Here is a 20,664-nt window from a genome sequence, read left to right as displayed (position 1 = left end):
CCGTCATTGTCGTAGTTGGCGCCCTTCGTGCCGCCGTCGTTGACGCTGTAGTAATGCGTCAGCTTGCCGGTCACGTCCGTGATCTGGGTGTTCAGCGTGTCGACCGCCGTGTTGGTGGCGTAGAGCTGGCTGCCGTTGATCGCGTCGGTCGAGTCCAGGGCGATCCGCCCCGCCGCGACATTGGTGATGGTGCGCTCGGCCCCCGCCGCGCCGACGCTGACCGTGCTGGTCGGCGTGGCGCCGGCGAAGGTGTAGCTCTTGCCGCCGATCACCGCACTGCCGGTGCCGACCGCCGCCGCGGTCACCGAGCCCGAGCCCAGCGCCACGTCGCCCACATTCGCCGCCGCTGTCGCGCCATGGCCGAGCGCGAGCGCGTCGGCGGTTCCGGCTTTCGCCGTGTCGCCCAAGGCGACAGCCGACGGAGCGTTGGTCACTTGCGCCGCCCAGCCGATGGCGACGCCGTTGGTCGACGCCGCATCCACGGCGAGGCCGGTGTTCGCCCCGATCGCGACGCTGCCGTCCGCCGCCGCCGTGACCTGGTTGCCCAGGGCGGTCGCGTTCACGCCCGACGCCTGGCTCAGATAGCCGAGCGCCGTGCTCTCCAGCCCGCTCGCATTGGATTGGTAGCCGATGGCGACGCTCTGGCCTCCGCTCGCCTTGGACTCCACCGCGGCCGCGAAGGAGTTCAGCCCCGATGCCGCGGCGGCGTTGCCGACCGCAGTCGCATTTGTCGCCGCGGCATTGGCGAGGACGCCGACCGCGGTGGTGTTGTCCGCCGACGCCGCGCTGTTCAGGCCTAGCGCGGTCGACCAGGTCCCGGTCGCGTTGCTGTTGGGGCCTAGGGCCGTGCCGCCCTGCCCGGTCGCCGTTGCGGAATTGCCGATCGCGACCGCCTCGAAGGAGGTGAAGCCGCCCGGGAGCGCCGTGCCGGCCGCCCCGCTGGCGTTGGAGGCGATGCCGATGGCGATCGGCGAGCCGTCGCCACCCGTCACCACCGCCTTGGCGTTGGTGCCGAGCGCCATGGCGCCGCCGGCACCGCCGCTGGTGGCCGTCGCCCCGGCGCCGAGGGCGACCGTGGTCCCGCCCGACGCGGCGGCCTGATAGCCGACCGCCGTCGAGTTGTTGCCCGAGGCCGTCGCCTCGATGCCGGCGGCCATCGCATTGGCGCCGGTCGCGCCGTCGTTGATGTAGTTCCCCCGGGGCGTGCCGCCGTCGTTGACGCTGTAGTAGTGCAGCGGGGTGCTGGCGGCGATGGCCTCGATCGCCTGGTTGGTCGCGAAGAGCTGGCTGCCGTTGATCGCGTCGGTCGAGTCCAGCGCGATCCGTCCGGCCGCCACATTGGTGATGGTCCGCTCGGCGCCGGCGCTGCCGACGCTGACCGTGCTGGCCGGCGTGGTGCCAGCGAAATTGTAGGTGGTGCCGCCGATCTTGGTGCTGGCGGTGCCGACCGCCGCCGCCGTCACGCTGCCGGAGCCGAGCGCCACCGCGCCGGCATCGCCGGCCGTGGCGCCGTTGCCGAGGGCGAGCGCATCCGCGGCCGTCGCGTTGGCCTGGACGCCGACCGCCGTCGCGCGATCCCCCGATGCTTTGGAGAACAGGCCGAGGCCGGTGGACCATGCCCCCGTCGCCGAGGCGGCGCCGCCGAGGGCCGTGCTGCCCTGGCCCGTGCCGGCCGCGCCGTTGCCGATGGCGACCGCTTCCCATGTCGTGCCGCCGCCGGGAAGCGCCGTGCCCGAGGCGCCGCTGGCATTGGCATCCACGCCGATGGCGATCGGAGAACCGCCGGTCCCGGTGACGACGGCCTGCGCCCGCTGCCCGATGGCGATGGCCGCGCCGGCGGCGGGGCCGTTCGCGGTCGCCCCGCTGCCGACGGCAACCGCCCCCCCACCCGACGCGCTGGCCAGGTGGCCGACCGCTGTCGACTCGTCACCCGACGCCGTCGCCGCGATGCCGGCGGCCATGGCGTTGGCGCCGGTCGCGCCGTCGTTGAGGTAGTTCGCGCCCGGCGTGCCGCCGTCATTGACGCTGTAGTAGTGGACTGCCCCGGCCGCGATGCTCGATTCCAGCGCCTGGTTGGTGGCGAAGAGCTGGCTGCCGTTGATCGCGTCGGTCGAGTCGAGCGCAATTCGCCCCGCCGCGACATTGGTGATGGTCCGCTCGTTGCCGGCGCTGCCGACGCTGACCGTGCTGGTCGGCGTGGTGCCGGCGAAGTTGTAGGTGGTGCCGCCGATCTTGGTGCTGGCGGTGCCGACGGCCGTCGCCGTCACCGAGCCCGAGCCCAGCGCCACCGACCCCGCCTGGCCGGCCGTGGCGCCGGAGCCGAGGGCGATCGCGTTGTCCGCGCCGGCCGCCGAGCTGGTGCCGAAGGCCAGGGCGCTGGCACCGGTGGCGTTCGCCGCATTGCCCATCGCCACGGCGCCGAGGCCGTTGGCGATGTTGGTGTTGCCGAGCGCCACGGCGCCGGCGCCGTTGGCGGTGTTGTTCGCGCCCATGCCGATGGCGCCGGTGCCGCTGACGGTGTTCGGGTCGCCGATCGCGACCGCGCCGTCGCCGTTCACCGTCTGGCCTTCACCGATCGCCACCGCGCCGGTGCCGCCCAGCACCTGCGAGTTGTGGCCGATCGCGACCGAGCCGGGGCCGGCCGCGGCCGCCACCGTGACGGTGTCGCCGAGCGCGACCGTCGAAGCGGCGAGAGCCTGGGAGGCCACACCGACCGCCGTGGCGCGCGCCGCCGCGGCATTCGCGCCGGGGCCGACCGCCGAGGATCCCTCTCCAGACGCGCTGGCGAATTCGCCGAGCGCCAGGCTGTTGGTGGCGCTGGCGTTGGCGAAGGCGCCCACCGCGGTGGAGCCGCTGGCCCCCGAGGCCACGGCGTTGACGCCCATGGCGATGCTGCTGACGGCCGAGGCCTTGGTGCCCGTGCCGACCGCGATGGCATCGCCGGCCGACGCGTTCGCCTGGTAGCCCTGCGCCACGGCCTGATCGCCGGACGCCCTGGACTCCCGCCCGATAGCGGTGGCGTAGGTTGCGTTCGCGATGGCGTTGTGCCCCAGCGCGAGCGTCGATTCCCCGGTTGCGACGGATGCCGGTCCCACGGCGGTTGCATTCAAGCCGTTCGCGTTGGCAAGGACGCCGATCGCGGTCGAATACTGGGTCGACGCATTGGAGTTGACGCCGAGCGCGGTCGCCCCGAGGCCGGTCGCGGCAGCGGCCGGCCCGATCGCGACGGCCGATGTCCCGTTGGCATTGGAGTTGAAGCCCAACGCCATGGCATTCGGGCCATCCGCTTTCGCCTGATAGCCCAGGGCGACGGAGCTGGTCCCAGCGGCCGTGGCCGCGGCGCCTGCCGCGACCCCATAGAGGCCGCTGGCACCGTCGTTCAGGTAGTTGGGCTGCTGCACGCCGCCGTCGTTGACGCTGTAGTAGTGCAGCGGCGTGCTGGCGGCGATGGCCGAGATTGCCTGGTTGGTGGCGAAGAGCTGGCTGCCGTTGATCGCATCGGTCGAGTCGAGCGCGATCCGTCCGGCCGCCACATTGGTGATGGTCCGCTCCGCTCCGGCGCTGCCGACGCTGATCGTGCTGGTCGGCGTGGTGCCGGCGAAGTTGTAGGTGGTGCCGCCGATCACCGCGCTCTTGGTGCCGACCGCGGCCGCGGTCACCGAGCCCGAGCCCAGCGCCACGGCGCCGGCATTGCCGGCCGTGGCGCCGGCGCCCAGGGCCAGCGATTGCGCCGCCGACGCGGTGGTGGCCCCGCCCAGGGCGATGGCGTCGGCCGCTGTCGCCTTGGCCTGCGCGGTGCCGTTAGCGCCGATGGCGATCGAGCCGGCGCCGGTGGACTGGACGGTGTCGCCGATGGCGACGGCGCGGGACCCGGACGCATTCGTGCCGGTGCCGATCGCGATGGATGCGTGGTCGCCCGCCTTGGCGTTGATGCCGGCCGCCACCGAGAACTCGCCGGCGGCATTGGCGTTGGTGCCGATCGCGGTCGCGCCGCCATTGGTTCCCGCGGCGACGGCGCCGCTGCCGACCGCGGTGCCGTTCACGGCCGAGACCGTGGCGGAGGCGCCGACCGCCGTGGCGTTTGCCGTCATGGCGGTGGCCGCGTTGCCGACCGCGATCGCATTCTCGGCCGAGGCGTTGGCGTGCAGTCCGACCGCCGTGGAGGCCAGCCCCGATGCAGAGGCTTGGAAGCCGGTCGCGAGTGCGAACTGGCCCGAGGCGACACTCCCCGCGCCAAAGGCCTGAGCCTGTTGGGCGGCTGCATTGGCATTCTGGCCGAAGGCCGTCGCCCAATCGCCATTGGCCTTCGCGCCTGTGCCGACCGCGGTCGTGAAGGAGCCGGTCGCGTTGGCGTTCAGGCCGACCGCGATCGCGCCGCCCGACGGCCCCGTGGCGACGGCGCTGGTCCCGACGGCGATGCTGTCCGCTGCCGACGCGGTGGCCGCGTTGCCCATCGCGATCGCGTTCTGGGCCGAGGCGTTGGCGTGCAGCCCGGTCGCCGTGGACGCCACCCCCGTCGCGATGGCCTGGAAGCCGGTCGCGGTCGCGAATTGGGCGTTGGCGAGGCTGCCGGCGCCAAGGGCCGTGGCCTGCTGGACCGCCGCATTGGCGTTCTGGCCGAGGGCCGTCGCCCAATCGCCGGTCGCCTTCGAGGTCGTGCCGACCGCGGTCGAATAGGCCCCGGTTGCCGAAGCCCCCGGGCCGGCCGCGATGGAATCGAGCCCGGTGGCGCCGTTGTTGGTGTAGTTCGGCTTCTGCACCCCGCCGTCGTTCACGCTGTAGTAGTGCAGCGGCGTACTGGCGGCGATGGCCGAGATCGCCTGGTTGGTGGCGAACAGCTGGCTGCCGTTGATCGCATCGGTGGAGTCGAGCGCGATCCGCCCGGCCGCGACGTTGGTGATCGTCCGCTCGGCGCCGGCGGCGCCGACGCTGACCGTGCTGGTCGCCCCCGTGCCGGCGAAATTGTAGGTGGTGCCGCCGATCACCGTGCTGGGCGTGTTGACCACCGCCGCGGTCACCGAGCCCGAGCCCAGCGCCACGTCGCCGGCATTGGTGGCCTTGGCCGCGTCGCCGAAGGCGAGTGAGCCCGCACCCGCCGCACTGCTGGCATTGCCGAGCGCGACCGAGCCCTGGCCCGTCGCCGTGTTGGTGTTGCCCAGCGCCACCGCGCCGGTGCCGTTGACCGTGTTGTTGGCGCCCATGCCGACCGCGCCGGTGCCGCTGACGGTGTTCGGGTCGCCGATGGCGACCGCGCCGTCGCCGTTGACGACTTGGCCCTCGCCGATCGCCACCGCGCCCGTGCCGCCGTTCACCACCGAGTTGTGGCCGATCGCGACCGAGCCGGGGCCGGCCGCCGCCGCCACCGTGTTGGTGTCGCCCAGCGCCACGCTCGAGGCGGCGAGGGCCTTTGAGGACGCGCCGAGCGCCGCCGAGCGCGCACCCGACGCCGTCGCGACGTCGCCGACAGCCAGCGAGCCGATGCCGGAGGCCGCGGACAGCCCACCGATCGCGGTGGCCGCGCCTGCCGAGGCATTGGCCTGGGTGCCGATCGCGATGGCGTTGAGGCCGCTGGCAGTGCCGCTGGTGCCCACCACGACGGAATTGACGGCCGAGGCGGTGGAATTGTTGCCGAGCACCATGGCGCCGTCGGCCGAGGCCGTGGAGCTGACGCCGACAGCGGCCGAGTTGTTGCCCGACGCCTGGGTCGTGTAGCCGGCCGCCAGGGCATTGGTGCCGCTGGCATTGGCATGGTCGCCGAAGGCCGACGCGTTCGCCCCGGTGGCGTTGGCGACGGCGCCCACGGCGGTGGCGTTGGCCTGCGTCGCCGCCGCGCCCGCGCCCAAGGCGGTCGCACGGCTGGCGGCCGCATTGGCGTTGTTGCCGACCGCCGTGCCCGAATCGCCGGCACTCTGAGCCCCCGAGCCCGACGCCACCGAACCCACTCCGCTCGCCACGGCCGCGTTACCCGTGGCCAGCGAGAAGTTACCGGCCGCGTTGGAGCCGACGCCCGCTGCCAAGGAATTCGCGCCGGCGGCGCTGGAGGTCACCCCGATGGAGACGGCCCCCGCGGCGGTCGCCTTCGAGGAGCGGCCCATGGCGATCGAGTCCTGGGCCGAGGCCGTCACATCGGTGCCGATGCCGACGGCGCTCTCCGCAGTGGCGCCCGTTCCAGCAACGGTTCGCGCACCGAGATAGACGGAGTTCACCTTGGAGGCGATGGACTGCCAGCCGATCGCGATCGAGCTGTTGCTGCTCGAATTGGCCGACAGGCCCATGGCCACCGAGCCGAGGCCGCTGGCGATGGAGGAAGACCCGACCGCGACGGAATTCTCAGCGGTCGATTGCGCCGCAAACCCCAACGCCGTCGACTGGATGGCGCTGGCGAGCGCGCCCGGGCCGAAGGCCGACGAGCTGGCGCCGCTCGCCGTGGCGCTGGCGCCCGCGGCGATCGAATTGCCGCCGCTGGCCTTCGAGCTGATGCCGATCGCCGTCGCATTCCCCGCGAGGGCGGAAGAGGTGTTGCCGAGGGCGAGCGAACCACCGGCGCTGGCGGTGGAGTTGACGCCGAAGGCCGATGCCCCGTCCACGAGGGCGCGGGCGTTTCCGCCCACGGCCAGGGCGTTGACGCCGGTCGCGTTCGAGAAGACGCCGATCGCGATCGCGTTCAGGCCGTTGGAACCATTCGCATAGCCGATCGAGATCGAACCATCGCCGGTCGCGCTGGTGGCGGTGCCCAGCGCCGTGGAGTTGTTGCCGGTCGCCGTGGCGCCGTTGCCGATGGCGGTCGGGTTGCCGCCGCTGCCGGTGCTGCCGGGGCCGAAGATGGCCTGCGCGAAGGCCTGCGTCGGAAGCTGCGCCACCAGCGTCGCCAGCGAAATGGCGGCGTAGAGTCCCCTGGCCCGGCGCAGCACCCCGAACAGGGTGGCCGGTTCGGCGGCGAGGGTGGCGCCGCCGACCGCGCCGCCGGTGCCGAGGGCCCCCAGCCCGAGCCGGTCCCGCTTCATCCCGAGCGCGCGATGCGCCCGGCGCAGCGCCGCCATCAGGCGCCGCCGCAGGGACCGGCTGGGCTGGTCGGCACCGGCGACCCAGTTGCTGGCGAAATGGGAATGACGCCGGACGGTCTGACGGGTCTCGAACTGATTGCCGCTCATGATGTCATCCCCTGCCGAAATGCCTGTCTGAAACGATGTCGCCGCCGGTGCGTCCGGCAGCCGATGGATGAGGGAATCGGGCGTGTGTCCGTGCTGTGGATCCGGGGGCCGGCCGCCCGGCCCGCCCGCAAACGCGCCGGCGGCGGGCCCACCCGGCCCCGCCGCCTCGACATCCAGGGACCGATCGTCCGATCGAGTCATCCCGCCCCTCCCCCACAAGATCTGCCGGCGCGTGCCGGCCGCGACGCCGATCCACGCCAATCGTGCAGGATTGGCCAGGACCAGCGTCCTTCCCCGTCACCGAGCCGAAGACAATCGAAGTAAAAGCCGCCCCTCTCTTCGCCGACTGGAGTCCCCTGGGACGACCTTGTTTCTCCGACCTTTTCCGGCATTTGGACGACTTAAGAATTCCCTAGGGCTTTGTCGTCGTCACTCCGCCCAGCGTCCCAATAATTGGCATGGCGTCCCAATTCGTCGCTTCGGCGTCGCCCTTGTGGTGCAGCGGCAACACGCCTCTGTAATTTGCGGAAAATGCTGACGAATCCTGAAGGCCGAGCGCATGCCCAGACTCGTCATCCCCGCGCAAGCGGGGATCTCGCAACGCTTTGGCCGGAAAGAGATTCCCGCTTTCGCGGGAATGACGGCAAAGGGATCGGCCGCGGTTTCGAAACGATCTCGCAGAGACATATCCGTGCCTGCGACGACAATGGATTCAGCAGTCGCCGGCTCACTCCGCCATCGCGGAGGCCGCGATGGGCGCCCGCGCCGCAGCCTTGCGCCAGGCGTCGCGGGCCTCGCGCGGGCTGAAGCCGAATTCGCGCCGGAACGCCCGGGTGAAGTCCGAGGCCAGCTTGAAGCCGCAGCTGTAGGCGATGTCCTGGATCCGCCGCCCGCTCTCACTGGTCAAAGCGGCATGGGCGGCGAACAGGCGGCATTGCTGGATATAGCGCGACACCCCGCCGGCCTGCTCGAACACCCGGTAGAGATTCGAGCGCGAGACGCGCAGGTCCTGGGCCACCCGCTCCGGCGTCAGGTCAGGGTCGCCGAAATGGGCCTGGATGTGGGAGCGGGCGCGGTCGAACAGGATCGACGCGATGGCGTTGCGCGCCTGCTCCTGCCGGTCGCGGGACGGCCCGACGCAGGCGGCCAGCATCTCGGCCGTGGCCCGCCCCGCCGTCGCCACGTCGTCCAGCGACATGCCGATCAGACGCGCCTCGAGGCTGCGCAGGTAATCGACCAGGAGCGCCGAGAGCGGGCCGGTCAGGATGGAGCCCGAGGCGCTGTCGAAATTCGAGGCGGCGACAACGAACAGGTCCCGCGGCAGCGTCAGGGACAGCCCGCCGTAGTGGGTGGCGCGGCCCCGGAACGGCTCGTCCAGCGACAGGAGGAACAGGTCACCCGGCCGGATATGGGCCTGACCGTCGGGGCTGTCGATCCAGATCTCCCCGACCGTCAGCAGAATCAGGCGCCAGCAGCCGACCGGGGTGCGGCGGCCCCCTGGCCCCGGCTGGACCAGGGCGTGGCTGAAGGAATGGGCGTCGGCATGGCCGAAGGCCGCGGACAGGCCGCCCAGGCCGCAGGTCATGAACTCGGCGACGAAGCCGTCCGCGGGCGTCACCCCGGGCGGCAGGCCGATATCCATCAGCGGACCGTGATGCGCGCGCCAGACCTCGAACTGGTCTTCCGGCGCATAGGCCAGGGTGGAGATGCCGCGCGGGACCGACGGCCGCCTGTCGCCGAAATCGCCCGGCAGCGGCGGGAACGGCTCCCACTCCAGCACGTTGCGATAGTGGTCGAGCTGAACGCGATCTTCCCACCCTGCGCACACGGGCGGGTGGAACCGGGGGGTTCCAACCAGCCGGGTCGGCCGCGGGAGCGAACGTCCCAGAGCGGGCCTGTCCGGGATCACCGGGGCGAGCCCGATCGGGGCGCCGAACGCCGCATCGTCCCCGAAGGACCGACCGTTGGATCGGTTCATTCCGCCTCTCCCCCGTCATGACGCGCCGAAATGCCCGGGGCCTGGCGTCGATCCACATGGCCGGATCCGCGAGGGGAACGTTCCCGCGCAGCAATCGCCAACGGCGCCAGATTCTCGGAATGCCGAAATGATTGCCGCTCGACGTTGGATCGTCCCCAGACCATCTGCATATCGGCGAAATTAATCTGCATATTCCTGGATGCTGCATCACTCGCCATGGCATTTGGTGCAAACTTATCTCCTAAACTGAGCAATTGATTTCGCAGACAACGCATCCGACACGGCAATCAGCGCCTTCCAAATTCGCTAATATTGCTAAAATTTAGACCTTATCTTACGCAGCAAGCAAAATTCACGCTGCCGAAGAATTGTTGCGCAGTGCTCTCTCGATCCTGGAGCTGCGCCGGCTGGAGGAGCAGGACGGGCGGCTACGAGCGCGGCACGCGGCCGAAATGGCGCTTGTAGTTGCGGTAGAAAGTCGACGGGTTGGAGAAGCCGTGGTCCAGGATCACGCTGGCCACCTTCTGCCCGCCCGCCTCGATCTCCCGCCGCGCGGCCTCGAGTCGGGCGATCATGATCGTCTCGTGCAGCGAGGCGCGGCTGTCGTAGAAGACGCTGTAGAGCTTGCGCTTGGATATCGCGAACTCGCGGGCCAGCAGGTCGGCGCCGAGGGCCGGGTTCTTCACGTTCCGGGCGATGAAGGCCCTGATCCTCTGATACAGGCCGTGGTCGCGGCTCTGGCCCTTTTCCTCCGCGGCCTTCGCCAGATAGTCCCGGATCGCGGCCCCGATATAGTCGAAGATCGGGATGTCGCGCCGGCATGGCCCGATCTCGCCGTCCTCGGGCTGAACCAGCGCGGCCATGCCGACGATGTAGTCCGCCAGCGCGGCGCTGGTCGTCACCACGGCGCCGGATGCCCTGGCCAGGGCGGGCGGCTCGGCCCCTGCCACCTGGAGCAGATCCAGCTCGCAGCTGCCGGATTCGCCGGCCGACAGCGCCAGGCTGAAGCCCACGGCGCCGCTGATCACGGCCACCGCGTTCGGCGACAGCGCGTGCCCGATCTCTCCGGCCGTCAGCAGGCCGTTTCCGCGCAGGACCAGGACGAGGAAGTGCCCCCCTGCGACGCCGGACCGGCCGCCGCGGCGTGTCAGCACCCCCGGGGTGATTCGCAGATGGGCCGCCCCGCTGCTGCCGACGATGTTGAACCGGATCGCGGCGCGGAAATCCTCGCCATCCGGCGCGAAGGTGGCGCCGAGCACGGGCTCGCAGATCTGCCGGCCAAAGGCCCCCGCATCCGCATAGAGGATCGATCCGGAGATGGAATCGGCTTGCCTGGAGGTGACGTGGGACGCTTGCCGGCGCATCGGTCGGTCGCTGGACGTGGGTGAGGACTTGCCCCAGGCAGGCGTCATCTGCACATCCGGGGTCTGGTTGGCCGGCATCACGGAACGAGCCCTTCCATCCGTTCCCGATGCATGGCAATCGTTTGCCGAAACGATAGTGGTTGTCGGATTGTTTGCAAGATTTTTCTTCCGGCCCGCTGCCCTGGAACGCCCCCGGCCAGCCGCCACATTTGCAACACTCTGTTCGTGGAAGAGGCGGGCGGAAGGGAGAACGGACGGGCGATGCCAGGGCGACGCAAGGAAGGCCGGAGTTCCGGGCCGCTGATGAGCGATGTCGCGCGGCTGGCGGGCGTCGCCACCTCGACGGTCAGCCGGGCTCTCGCCGTTCCCGGCCGCGTCAGCGAGGCGACCCGGCGGCGCGTCGCTGCCGCGGCCGAGCAGCTCGGCTATATCCCGAACGCGGCGGCACAGAGCCTGCGGGCCGGCAAATCCACGAACATCATGGCCACCCTGCCGGGCCCGAGCACCATCTTCGGAGTCGCCCAGATCATTCCTGCGGTGGTGCAGAGCCTCTCCGCCACGCTCTCGGAAAACGGCTTCGATCTCCTCTTCTGCAATCGCAACTCCCCGGCCGCCGAGAGGCACATCCTCGGCCAGGCCTTCGACGGCTCCGTCCGCGGCGTGGTCGTGTTCGGAGCTGCGGCCCTGCCGTCCTATGGGTGTCGGTCGCTCACCGATGCCGACGTCCCGATCGTGTCGCTGCTGATCGACCGCAGCGCGGCCGGCATTCCGAGCGTCATCACCAACGATCGCGACGCAATGCGCGACGGCGTGCTCCACCTGATCGCCCTTGGCCATCGGTCATTCCTCTATGTCGCCGGCCCGCCAGGCAGCTATCACGAGGCCGAGCGATTTTCAGGGCTGCTCGACGCCCTGGCGACGGCAGGCCTCTCCGAGCGCGCCGTCGTCCGCCATGGGGGGCATCTTGGGTTCAACGCCGGCTTCGAGGCCGGCGTCGAGGCGGCGCGGACGTATCTGACGATGAAGCGACGCCCCACCGCCATTGTCTGCTGCGCCGACGACGCCGCGATCTCGTTCATCGGCACCGTCCGACCGCATGGCGTCGCGGTGCCCGGTGACGTCTCGGTCCTCGGCTTCGATGGGGCGGCGGTGGGCGCGTTCTGCGATCCGCCCCTGACCTCGCTGGCGCAGCCGACCCGGGATCTCGGCGTCAGGGCCGCGGAAATCATGCTGCAGCTTTTGAAGGACGGCCCCGCCGCGCCGCCGCTGCAGACCGCGCTGCCGAGCCCGCTTCTCCTGCGGGCCAGCACGGGCGCCGCGAAGAGGACGCCGGGAGCGCGCCTGGCCCGGGCCGCACCGGCCTATCCGGCCCGTGGCGTCCGGCCGAAACGGCGCTTGTAGTTCCGATAGAAGGTCGACGCGTTGGTGAAGCCGTGGTCCCGGATCACGCTCGCCATCTTCTGTCCGCCGGCCTCGATGACCCGATGCGCCGCGTCCAGGCGCGCTTCCATGATCATATCGTGCAGCGAGGCGCCGTTCTCGCTGGCGGCGGCGTAGAGCTTCCGCTTCGAGATGCCGAATTCCCGGGCGATCAGATCGGCCCCCAGAAGCGGATGCTTCACATGGGCCTGGATGAAGCGCTGGATCCGCTGCAGCAGCCGCAGCGCCTCGGGCTCCGCCAGATCCGCCTGATGCACGTAGTCCCTGATCGCCCGGCGGATGTAGTCGAAGACCGGCATCCGCGCCGCCAGCGGCTCGTCCGTCCCGACCCCTTTGACGATCAGCCCCGCGTGATCGGAGACGTAGCGCGCCAGCATGCCGCTGGCCAGGGCGATGCAGCCGGTCACCCGGCGCAACTCGGGCAGGCTGGGCGCCGCGATGTGCAGCCAGTCGACCATATGGCTTTCGCCGCCGATGTCGCCCAGCTGCAGCTCGAAGCCCCGATCGCCGTCGATGGCGGCGACCATGCCGGGCGCGAGGGCCCAGCTCTGCTGCCCGACGATCAGCAGGCACGCGCTCCAGGGCACCAGGACGAGATAATGGTCGCCGAGCCGGGCAGTGCCCCCAGGCGGCCGACGGATGGCGCCGGGGCCCGAGCGGATCTGGATGGCCCTGTGCCGGCCGACGAAGCCGAACAGCACAGTGGCGGGCCCGGATCGATGCCCTAGCGGCTCCAGCGAGGAATCGAGAAGCGGCTGACACAACCGGCGGCAGTGCTCGTCCGGGCCGGCGCACAGGATGGATCCACAGGCAGAGCTCTCTTGCATATCCCAATATCTGCAGCGTTGTTCACGCAATGCGGTCTTTCAGACCTTTGATAGGATTTTGGTCTCGCGAAGAGCATTTGATCACTCTCCGCCGGCGCATCGCGGCACCGGGGCCAAGAGCGATTTCCCTGGGCATGAATGCGACCATCGGGCGCCTCCGGCGAAGGAGCGGCCTCTGCCCGTCCAAATGTCCGATGCCCGGCCGAGGCGCAAGACAGGTGCACGCAATACATCAGAACACCCCCTAGATGTTGCGCCTTCCAGAAGCGCGGATAACTAATCATGATGAATTTAAATCACAATATATTTCTGCCTCGGCCCAATATCGGAATATTATTTCATTTTGAATTGCAGAAAGACACTGAGTTCCGGAAAGTGGAAGAGCCGCAGGGTGCTTTCCTTGGTCCCTGCCCGGTGCCGCCTCATTGGGCTACCGTATCATAGGGAACGTTCCCGGCAGCAGCGGTTCCCGCATATTGCCTTGGCACCCGTCGAGCCTGAAAACGTTTTTCATGAACACGAAAGTCGATCACGTTGCCCGATCTCAGGCGAATCTTCGCCCAAAGCATGGGAGACCGCATTCGGGGACATGGTTGCGGCAGGATCGGAACGCGCCCCGGGGACGTGGTGTCGTTCAGGCATGGGCGTGATCGCGCTCTCCGGCAAGGCCGGTCCGGTTCATCGGGCTCCGACGTCCTGCGGCCGCACCAGACGATAATGTCCTGCATAAATTGATATCAGATCTGCGCGGGACGACATCCCAAGCCACGCCAACCGGCTGGGCAACCTGGCTATATCGACAAAGGTCTGCTGGCCCGGCGCGTTGTCCTCCGAACGGCCGCAGACGAGGCGGAGATGATCGATGCCGCACCGATTTCCTTCGACTTTCCAGCCGTTCCGGTGACGCAGGACGATGGCCATCCCCCACCACACTGTCTCGGCCGGGCAACGCGTCACGACCTCCGGCTCGATGCTGTATGAAGGGGGCGTCGACTACTTCCGATCGCAGTTCTGCCAGCCGCTGCTGCATGCGGACTTCGTGCCGACCACCGATGTGCCGTTCCGGGTCACGGCCAAGCTCGGCATCGTCGAAGATCATCGATCCCTGCGCCTCACCTGCACGCCCGGCATCCTCCGCCGCCGCAGCGGACTGGGCGCTCCCGCCGCCCCCCACTCCCTGATCATCGCCACCGAGAACAGCTGCGCGCTCCTGATCAAGGATCAGACCGTCCGGCTGAAGCCGGGCGCGGCCGTGGTCCTCGAGGGCAGCTGCGATTTCGATCTGGTCCTGGAGAAGGAGGCCGGACGTTCCTGTCTTCTGGACTGGCTCCATATCACCCAGGGCGGCGCCGCCCTGTTTCCCGGCCTGGAGGCTCTCGCGGTGATCAACAGCGAGGCGATCACGACCTATATCCGTTTCCACAACGAGCTGATGACCAGCGACCAGGGCGCGGAGCTGACCTCGATCCCGGAGGTTCCATCCTTCAGCCACTTGGTCGAGATCATCCGCGCCTATCTGCTCGGGATGGCTCCGTCGAGGCCGCACGACAAGGACCGGCTGCTGTACGAGCAGATCAAGCTGCACATCACCGAGAACCTGAGCAGCCGGGACCTCTCGCCCGAGTCCATCGCCCGGCATTTCGAGATCTCGCCGCGAAAGCTCTACGGCCTGTTCGAGCGGATGGGCGCATCCTTGCGCGAGACCATCATCGCCATGCGGCTGGAAGCCGCGCATCGCGATCTCGAGCTGGGCGCGAAGAAGGTGGCCACCATCCTGCTCGACTACGGCTTCGGCAACGCGTCGACCTTCTACCGGCTGTACAAGAAGCATTTCGGCCGGCCGCCACGGTCCGGGCGCAGCAAGGCGGCAGCAACGGGCAAACGCCCGGAGACGTCATCGACGGATGGCCGGCGACGAGGTGGCGCGAGGTCCCGCGTCGCCACATAGCCCGGATTTCTCAACCCGTTGTGCCCGAAGGGTCGTCTTGCGGCGGCCGCAGGGCGCAAGAGAAATCCGGGCTAGGCCCAGAGCAGCGCGACCGTCACGATCACGGGCAGCCAGAACAGGCTGGCCAGCCCCATCCCGACCAGGATCGGCTCCCGCCTCATGGTCTCCGCGCCCGGGTCGCGAGCGCGCAGCTCGTACACGCACCGACGCAGAAAGATGCGTTCATCCACCTCGTCGAACGGCCAGGATGCTTCCGATTCGGCCAGGAAGGATTCCGCGATGTCCGTGACCTCCCTGCCGGCGACCCACCATTTGGAGCACCGCACACTGCCGTCCTTCATCCATTCGATGACGGCAGGCCCGTCGGTCCGGTGCCGACGATGATGCAGATACCAGTGCTCCACCCGGCTGCCGTCCCTGTTGTGGCGGACATAAGCGGGCCGGTCGGTTCGGTGGGCACCATCCACGCTGAACCACCATTCTGACTTCGGCGCGCCATCGGGATGGTAGACGATCAACGGTGCCTCTCGATGGCCTCCCGACATGCATCGGTCGACCTGCGAGAGATGGTCATCCGGATCGCCTGCAGGGTGTCTCGTCAGATCTCGGCGTGGGAAGTGCAGGATCTTGGTTTTGTCGAGTTTGGGAAAGCGTTTCTGGCATGAAATCGGCTCGGAGCCTCGATCCATGACTTTTCAAGCTCCATCTCGCAAAATTTCCGGCAATTATTCATGTCCACATACTTCCGGGGACAAAGAGAACGTGTCCGAATCTCTGCAGATCGATTCGCATTCCGTGCATCACGCCTGCCCTCATCTGGTCGGGACTGGCGGCAAGGCTGAGCTTCGGCGGGAAGGGCCGAGCCTTTCGGTGGGACTGCGCAGACACCCGCCGGCTCACGAGAATTGATCCTTCCAGGCTCGCTATCGGATCTCCAATGCAAAAGCCCAGCTATGCGGGCCAACAGCACAGTCCAAGATTGATGTGAGCTGCTTATGATTTCTGAACCCTCTTACGAGACGACCGCCTCGGCCTCGATCTCGACCTCGTAGTCGCCGACCAGGTCGCCGGCCTGGACCAGCGTGTTGGCCGGCTTGATCGCGCCGAACACCCGGCCATGGGCCCGCGACACCGGCTCCCATTTCGCCGCGTCGCGCAGATAGATGCGGGTGCGCACCACATCCTCCATCGATCCGCCGAGCGCCGCGATCGAGGCGGCGATCTTGTCGAGGATATAGGTGGTCTGTGCCCCGGCGTCTCCCGGCGCCACGCAGCGGTCGCCGCCATGGGTGGCGGTGGTGCCGGAGACGCGGATCGAGTCCTTCACCCGCACGGCGCGGCTGTAGCCGGCGATCGGCTCCCACACACTGCCGGAGGAGACCCGCAGCCGGTCCGGCCGGCCGGGCACCGGCTCCGCCGTATAGATCGGCGGGATGGCGTCGAGATGGTGGCTGAGGTCGCCCGAGGCCGTCAGGTAGGGCGGGCGGCGGTACTCGTCGCCGCAATCGCCCGGGATCGGCGTCGCCGCGGCGAAGGCCTCATCGAGCCGCCCCCTGTCCTCGGCATCGAGCGCAAAACCGAAGACGCCGAGATTGTCGGCGCGGTGCTCGCTCTGGCCCAGCCGCGCGCCGATGATGGCGGCTGCGACCGCCTCATGCTCCAGCACCCATCGCGTCGCGACGTTGGAGAGGGAGACGCGGTGCTTCCTCGCGACCTCGGCGGCGGCCTGCAGGATGCCCTGGAACACGCCCCAACCGCCGGCCGCGTCGATGAAGCGCTTGTACTTGGAGCGGCTCCAGTCCGGCATCGAGGCGGGCTCGGACCGCCCGAGCCATCTGTCCGAAAGGAAGCCGCCGCACAGCGTGCCGTAGGCCAGCAGCTTCACGCCTTTCGCCCGGCACAGCTCGGACAGGGCGCCGGCGGCGCGGCGGTCGATCAGCGAGAACGACACCTGGTTGGTCAGGATCGGCACGCCGTCGGCCAGGGCCACGGCCAGATGCGCGGCGTCGAAATTGGTGACGCCGATCGCCCCGATCAGCCCTTCCGCCTGGAGCCGCGCCATCTCGTGCAGCGCGTCGAGCCAGGCGGGATGCTCGAAGGTCCACCAGTGGAACTGCAGCAGGTCGACCCGATCGACGCCCAGCCGATCGAGCCGGTCCTGAACGCCGCGGCGGACCACCTCGGCCGTCATCGGCCCCGGCTCCGGGCACCATTTGGTGAAGGCGAGCGGCCGCTCGGCGCCTTTCCCGCGGCGGGCCAGCAGCCGACCGGTGATCAGCTCGGCGCTGCCATAGTGATCGGCCATGTCGAAGGTGTCGAAGCCGGCTCGGGCGTAGGCGTCGAGGGCGTCGGCGCTGCGCTCGGGGTCGAGCGTGGTGCCGTCCTTCTCCAGGTCCGCCACCTGCCACAGCCCGCAGACCAGCCGGCTGATCGAGAGCCCGGGGCCGAGATCGATGCGCTCAGGGGTTTCCGGCACGGGACGTCTCCTCGCTGACAGGCCGGCCGGCGCCCGACAGCCGGCCGAGATGGCGCGACACCACGCGGTCCTCGCCCAGCATGCCGCGCGGGCGCAGCAGCAGGACGGCGCAGAGCGCGGCGCCGATCATGACGATCTGCAGCGCGGCGGCGCGCGCCTGCTGGTCGGGCGGAAACAGGGCCGAGATGGCGCCGCCCGAGGCCGCCCACAGGCCCCAGACGAAGACCGCACCCAGGATGGCGCCGCGGTTGTTGCCGGAGCCGCCGACGATCAGCATCGCCCAGACCAGGAAGGTCAGCCGGGGCAGGTAGTTGTCGGGCGCGATGAAGCCGATGAAATGCGCCTGCGCCGCCCCGGCCAGACCCATGATGCCGCCGCCGATGGCGAAGGCCTGCAGTCGGAACGCCCGCGCGTTCTTGCCCAGCGCCCGGGCCGCCGTCTCGTCCTCGCGGATCGCCCGCAGCACCCGGCCCCACGGGCTGCGCACCAGCCGTTCCAGCGCGAGATAGAGGCCGAGGACCACCGCGGCCAGCACGCCGAGATTGGCCAGGCCGAACAGCAGCGGGTCGCCGGCCATGTCGGCGAAGGGCCGCGGGATGAAGCCGATGCCGAAGGGCCCGCCGGTCACCGAGACCAGGTTGAGGGCGCAGAGCTGCATGGTGACGGCGACGCCGAAGGTGGCGATGGCGAGATAGTCGGCCCGCAGCCGGATGGTCAGCGCCCCGATCAGGAAGGAGATCAGGGCCGCGGCCAGCGCCCCGCCGAGCCAGCCGACGACGATCGGCAGGCCGAAGCCGCCGAAGCGGTCGGGCGCGTCCGGCGTGGTCAGCAGCGCCGAGACATAGGCGCCGATCGCGACGAAGCCGGCGACGCCGACATTGAACAGCCCGGTCTGGCCCCATTGCAGGTTGAGGCCCAGGCACATCACGGCATAGGTCAGCGCCATGGTCAGGAAGAAGCAGCCATAGGCGACCAGCTCGACGCTCATTCCGCCCTCCCGAACAGGCCCTGCGGGCGGATCAGCAGCACCAGCACCAGGACGACGAAGGACACGGCGGCGCGCCACTCGCCGCCGACGAGCGGCACGGCCACCGCCTCGGCCAAGCCGACGACCAGCCCCGCCAGCATGGCGCCGGGCACGCTGCCGATGCCGCCGAGGATCGCCGCGGCGAACAGCGGCAGCAGCAGGTCGAGCCCCATCTGCGGCCGGATCTGGACCAGGAGCCCGGCGAAGATGCCGGCGATTGCGGCGAGCCCCGCCCCCATCAGCCAGACGGTGCGCACAACCTTGCGCACATCGATGCCGACGACGCCGGCCAGCTGCGGATTCTCGCTGACCGCACGCATGGCGCGGCCGGTGGCGGTGCGAGTCAGCATCAGGTGCACGGCGAGGACGAGGACGGCGGCGACGCCGAGCGACAGCAGTTGATCGGGCGTGGCCCGGAGGCCGCCGCCGAGCGGCAGGGCGATCTGCAGCGCCTTGGTGTAGTAGGCCGGCTTCGAGGTGAAGATGAATTCGAGCAGGCTGCGCAGCGTCAGAGCGGCGCCGAAGCTGGCCATCACCAGGATGATGACGCTGCTGCGCCGGTCGCGCAGGTGGCCGAACAGCAGCGCGTCGACCAGCAGCGCCAGCCCGCCGGTCAGCGCCACGGCGACCAGCGCCGCGATCGGCAGCGCCCAGCCGAAGGAGAACGGCCCGATCGGCGCCAGCAGCCCGCCGGAGACGGAGCCGAGCGCGCCGGCGGCGGCCAAGGCGGCATAGGCGCCCCAGGACAGCAGCTCGCCATGCGCGAAATTGGCGAAGCGCAGGATCGAATAGGTCAGGGTCACGCCGATGGCGCCGAGCCCGATCATCGCGCCGGTGATCAGCCCGTCCATGATCACCTGCGGGGTCATGGCGCGGCCCCGTGGCGGCGGGCGCCGAGATAGAGCTCGGCCACGATCGGGTCGTCGGCGAGCTCGGCGGCCGGACCCTCGTGGCGCACCTGCCCTTCCACCAGGATCACGGCCCGGTCGGCGATCGCCAGCGCCGCCTTCACATTCTGCTCCACCAGCACGATGGTGACACCGGCCCGGTTGATCGCCTGCAGCCGGGCGAAGACCTCGGCGACGATCTTCGGCGACAGCCCGGCCGAGGGCTCGTCGAGGATCAGCACCGACGGCTCGACCACCAGGGCGCGGGCCACCGCCAGCATCTGGCGCTGGCCGCCCGAGAGCTGGCCGGCCCGGAGCGACGGCCGCGCGGCGAGGTCGGGGAACATGGCGTAGAGATCGGCGATGCGGCGGGCGCGCCTCTCCTTCGGCAGGATGTCGGCCGCGGCGCGCAGATTGTCGTGGATCGACAGCGTGGCGAAGATGTTCTCGGTCTGCGGCACGAAGGCCAGGCCGTGTCGGATCTTCTCATGCGCCGGCACATCGGTGATGTCGGCGGCCCCCAGCGCCGCCGTGCCGGAATGGACCGGAACCAGCCCGGCGATCGCCTTGACCAGGGTCGACTTGCCGGCGCCGTTCGGCCCCAGCAGCACCACCAGCTCGCCTCCCTTCACGCGCAGGTCGACGCCGCGCACGATCGGCAGGTCGGGCTCGTAGCCGGCGACGAGGTTCCGGGTCGACAGGGCAGCGTCCATCACGCCACCCCGCCGAGATAGGCGTCGACCACCGCCGGGTTGCGCGCGATCTCGTCCGGCGCGCCCTCGGTCAGGTACCGGCCCGACGCCATCACCACGACCCGGCCGCACAGCCGCGCCACCATCTCCATATTGTGCTCGATCAGCAGGATCGACCGTCCCTGCCGGTTCAGCTCGAGGATCCGGTCGATGATGAGGTCGAGCAGCGCCGGGGCGACCCCGGCCGCCGGCTCGTCGAGCAGGATCGCCTGCGGATCCGCCATCAGCACGCGCGCCAACTCCAGAAGCTTGCGCTGGCCGCCGGACAGGACGCGCGCCGGCTCGTGCTGCAGATGCGACAGGGTGACGAAATCGAGCAGCGCCCGCGCCTTCTCCACCGCCGCCCGCTCCTCGGCGGCGACGCGGCCGGGCCGCACGAGGTTCAGCCAGATCCGCTCGCCCGCCTGCCGCTGGCCGCCGGTCAGGACGTTCTCCAGCACCGTCATCTCCGCAAAGGGGCGCGGGATCTGGAAAGTGCGGGCCACGCCATGGGCGATGCGCTGCTCCGGCCCCCGGTGCGACAGCGTCCGGCCGGCGATCCGGATCGAGCCCGCGCTCGGCGCCAGGCTGCCGGCCAGCAGGTTGAACAGAGTGGTCTTGCCGGCGCCGTTGGGGCCGATCAGCCCCAGCATCTCGCCGCGGTGGAGCGCGATCGACATGCCATCCACCGCCCGCAGCCCGCCGAACTGCTTGACCAGGCCGCGCCCCTCGATCGCGGGCGCGCCGGCGGAAGCGTTCGGGGCATGTGCGGCAGGCTGCATCCGCCTCGGACCAATATTGATATGTGATGTTTGATCAAAGTTTACAGCCGACG

The 20,664-nt window shown here is 69.9% G+C and carries 11 protein-coding genes and 2 pseudogenes; 2 read left to right on the top strand and 11 right to left on the bottom strand.

Annotated elements, in window-relative coordinates:
- Window positions 1-109 precede the first annotated feature (109 nt).
- The 4 genes and pseudogenes from G537_RS45660 to G537_RS0126770 form a co-directional block, all read right to left on the bottom strand.
- Window positions 110-188: pseudogene (locus G537_RS45660) on the bottom strand (hypothetical protein); the annotation flags it as partial.
- A 339-nt stretch (window positions 189-527) separates the two neighbouring features.
- Window positions 528-7,004, bottom strand: a pseudogene (locus G537_RS0126780) (hypothetical protein); the annotation flags it as partial.
- 874 nt (window positions 7,005-7,878) lie between these two features.
- Window positions 7,879-9,129, bottom strand: a complete 1,251-nt coding sequence (locus G537_RS40110) for an AraC family transcriptional regulator (RefSeq protein WP_081689068.1) — start codon at window positions 9,127-9,129, stop codon at window positions 7,879-7,881.
- A 428-nt stretch (window positions 9,130-9,557) separates the two neighbouring features.
- Window positions 9,558-10,493, bottom strand: a complete 936-nt coding sequence (locus G537_RS0126770; RefSeq protein WP_155888795.1) for a helix-turn-helix transcriptional regulator — start codon at window positions 10,491-10,493, stop codon at window positions 9,558-9,560.
- 303 nt (window positions 10,494-10,796) lie between these two features.
- Between G537_RS0126770 and G537_RS40105 the strand changes: the two genes are divergently transcribed.
- Window positions 10,797-11,894, top strand: coding sequence for a LacI family DNA-binding transcriptional regulator (locus G537_RS40105; RefSeq protein ID WP_064742220.1), 1,098 nt, complete (start codon window positions 10,797-10,799; stop codon window positions 11,892-11,894).
- Here G537_RS40105 and G537_RS0126760 read toward each other — a convergent pair.
- Window positions 11,855-12,634 (bottom strand): helix-turn-helix domain-containing protein, encoded by a 780-nt coding sequence (locus tag G537_RS0126760; protein WP_026872712.1) that lies wholly within the window; start codon window positions 12,632-12,634, stop codon window positions 11,855-11,857. The genes G537_RS40105 and G537_RS0126760 overlap by 40 nt on opposite strands.
- A gap of 1,039 nt (window positions 12,635-13,673) precedes the next feature.
- Between G537_RS0126760 and G537_RS0126755 the strand changes: the two genes are divergently transcribed.
- Window positions 13,674-14,708 carry a helix-turn-helix transcriptional regulator gene (locus G537_RS0126755; RefSeq protein WP_026872711.1) on the top strand — a complete coding sequence of 345 codons (1,035 nt, stop codon included), beginning with the start codon at window positions 13,674-13,676 and terminating at the stop codon, window positions 14,706-14,708.
- A gap of 71 nt (window positions 14,709-14,779) precedes the next feature.
- On the opposite strand, the gene G537_RS0126750 is transcribed toward G537_RS0126755, so the two are convergent.
- From G537_RS0126750 to G537_RS0126725, 6 genes are all read right to left on the bottom strand, one after another.
- Window positions 14,780-15,397, bottom strand: coding sequence for a hypothetical protein (locus G537_RS0126750; protein ID WP_155888794.1), 618 nt, complete (start codon window positions 15,395-15,397; stop codon window positions 14,780-14,782).
- Window positions 15,398-15,720: 323 nt separating this feature from the next.
- Window positions 15,721-17,184 (bottom strand): aldo/keto reductase, encoded by a 1,464-nt coding sequence (locus G537_RS0126745; RefSeq protein WP_026872709.1) that lies wholly within the window; start codon window positions 17,182-17,184, stop codon window positions 15,721-15,723.
- Window positions 17,168-18,172 (bottom strand): branched-chain amino acid ABC transporter permease, encoded by a 1,005-nt coding sequence (locus G537_RS0126740; protein ID WP_026872708.1) that lies wholly within the window; start codon window positions 18,170-18,172, stop codon window positions 17,168-17,170. Before G537_RS0126740 ends, G537_RS0126745 begins: the two co-directional genes overlap by 17 nt.
- Window positions 18,169-19,080 (bottom strand): branched-chain amino acid ABC transporter permease, encoded by a 912-nt coding sequence (locus tag G537_RS0126735; RefSeq protein ID WP_026872707.1) that lies wholly within the window; start codon window positions 19,078-19,080, stop codon window positions 18,169-18,171. Before G537_RS0126735 ends, G537_RS0126740 begins: the two co-directional genes overlap by 4 nt.
- On the bottom strand, window positions 19,077-19,811 hold the full coding sequence (locus G537_RS0126730) for an ABC transporter ATP-binding protein (protein WP_081689066.1): 735 nt from the start codon (window positions 19,809-19,811) through the stop codon (window positions 19,077-19,079). The genes G537_RS0126735 and G537_RS0126730 overlap by 4 nt, the downstream gene beginning before the upstream one ends.
- On the bottom strand, window positions 19,811-20,611 hold the full coding sequence (locus tag G537_RS0126725) for an ABC transporter ATP-binding protein (RefSeq protein WP_026872705.1): 801 nt from the start codon (window positions 20,609-20,611) through the stop codon (window positions 19,811-19,813). The genes G537_RS0126730 and G537_RS0126725 overlap by 1 nt, the downstream gene beginning before the upstream one ends.
- Between the last annotated feature and the right edge of the window lie 53 nt (window positions 20,612-20,664).

The sequence above is a fragment of the Inquilinus limosus DSM 16000 genome (assembly GCF_000423185.1).
Taxonomy (GTDB): Bacteria; Pseudomonadota; Alphaproteobacteria; order DSM-16000; family Inquilinaceae; genus Inquilinus; species Inquilinus limosus.
Note: the sequence above shows the minus strand (reverse complement) of the source record. Positions and strands in the feature narration are given on the sequence as shown.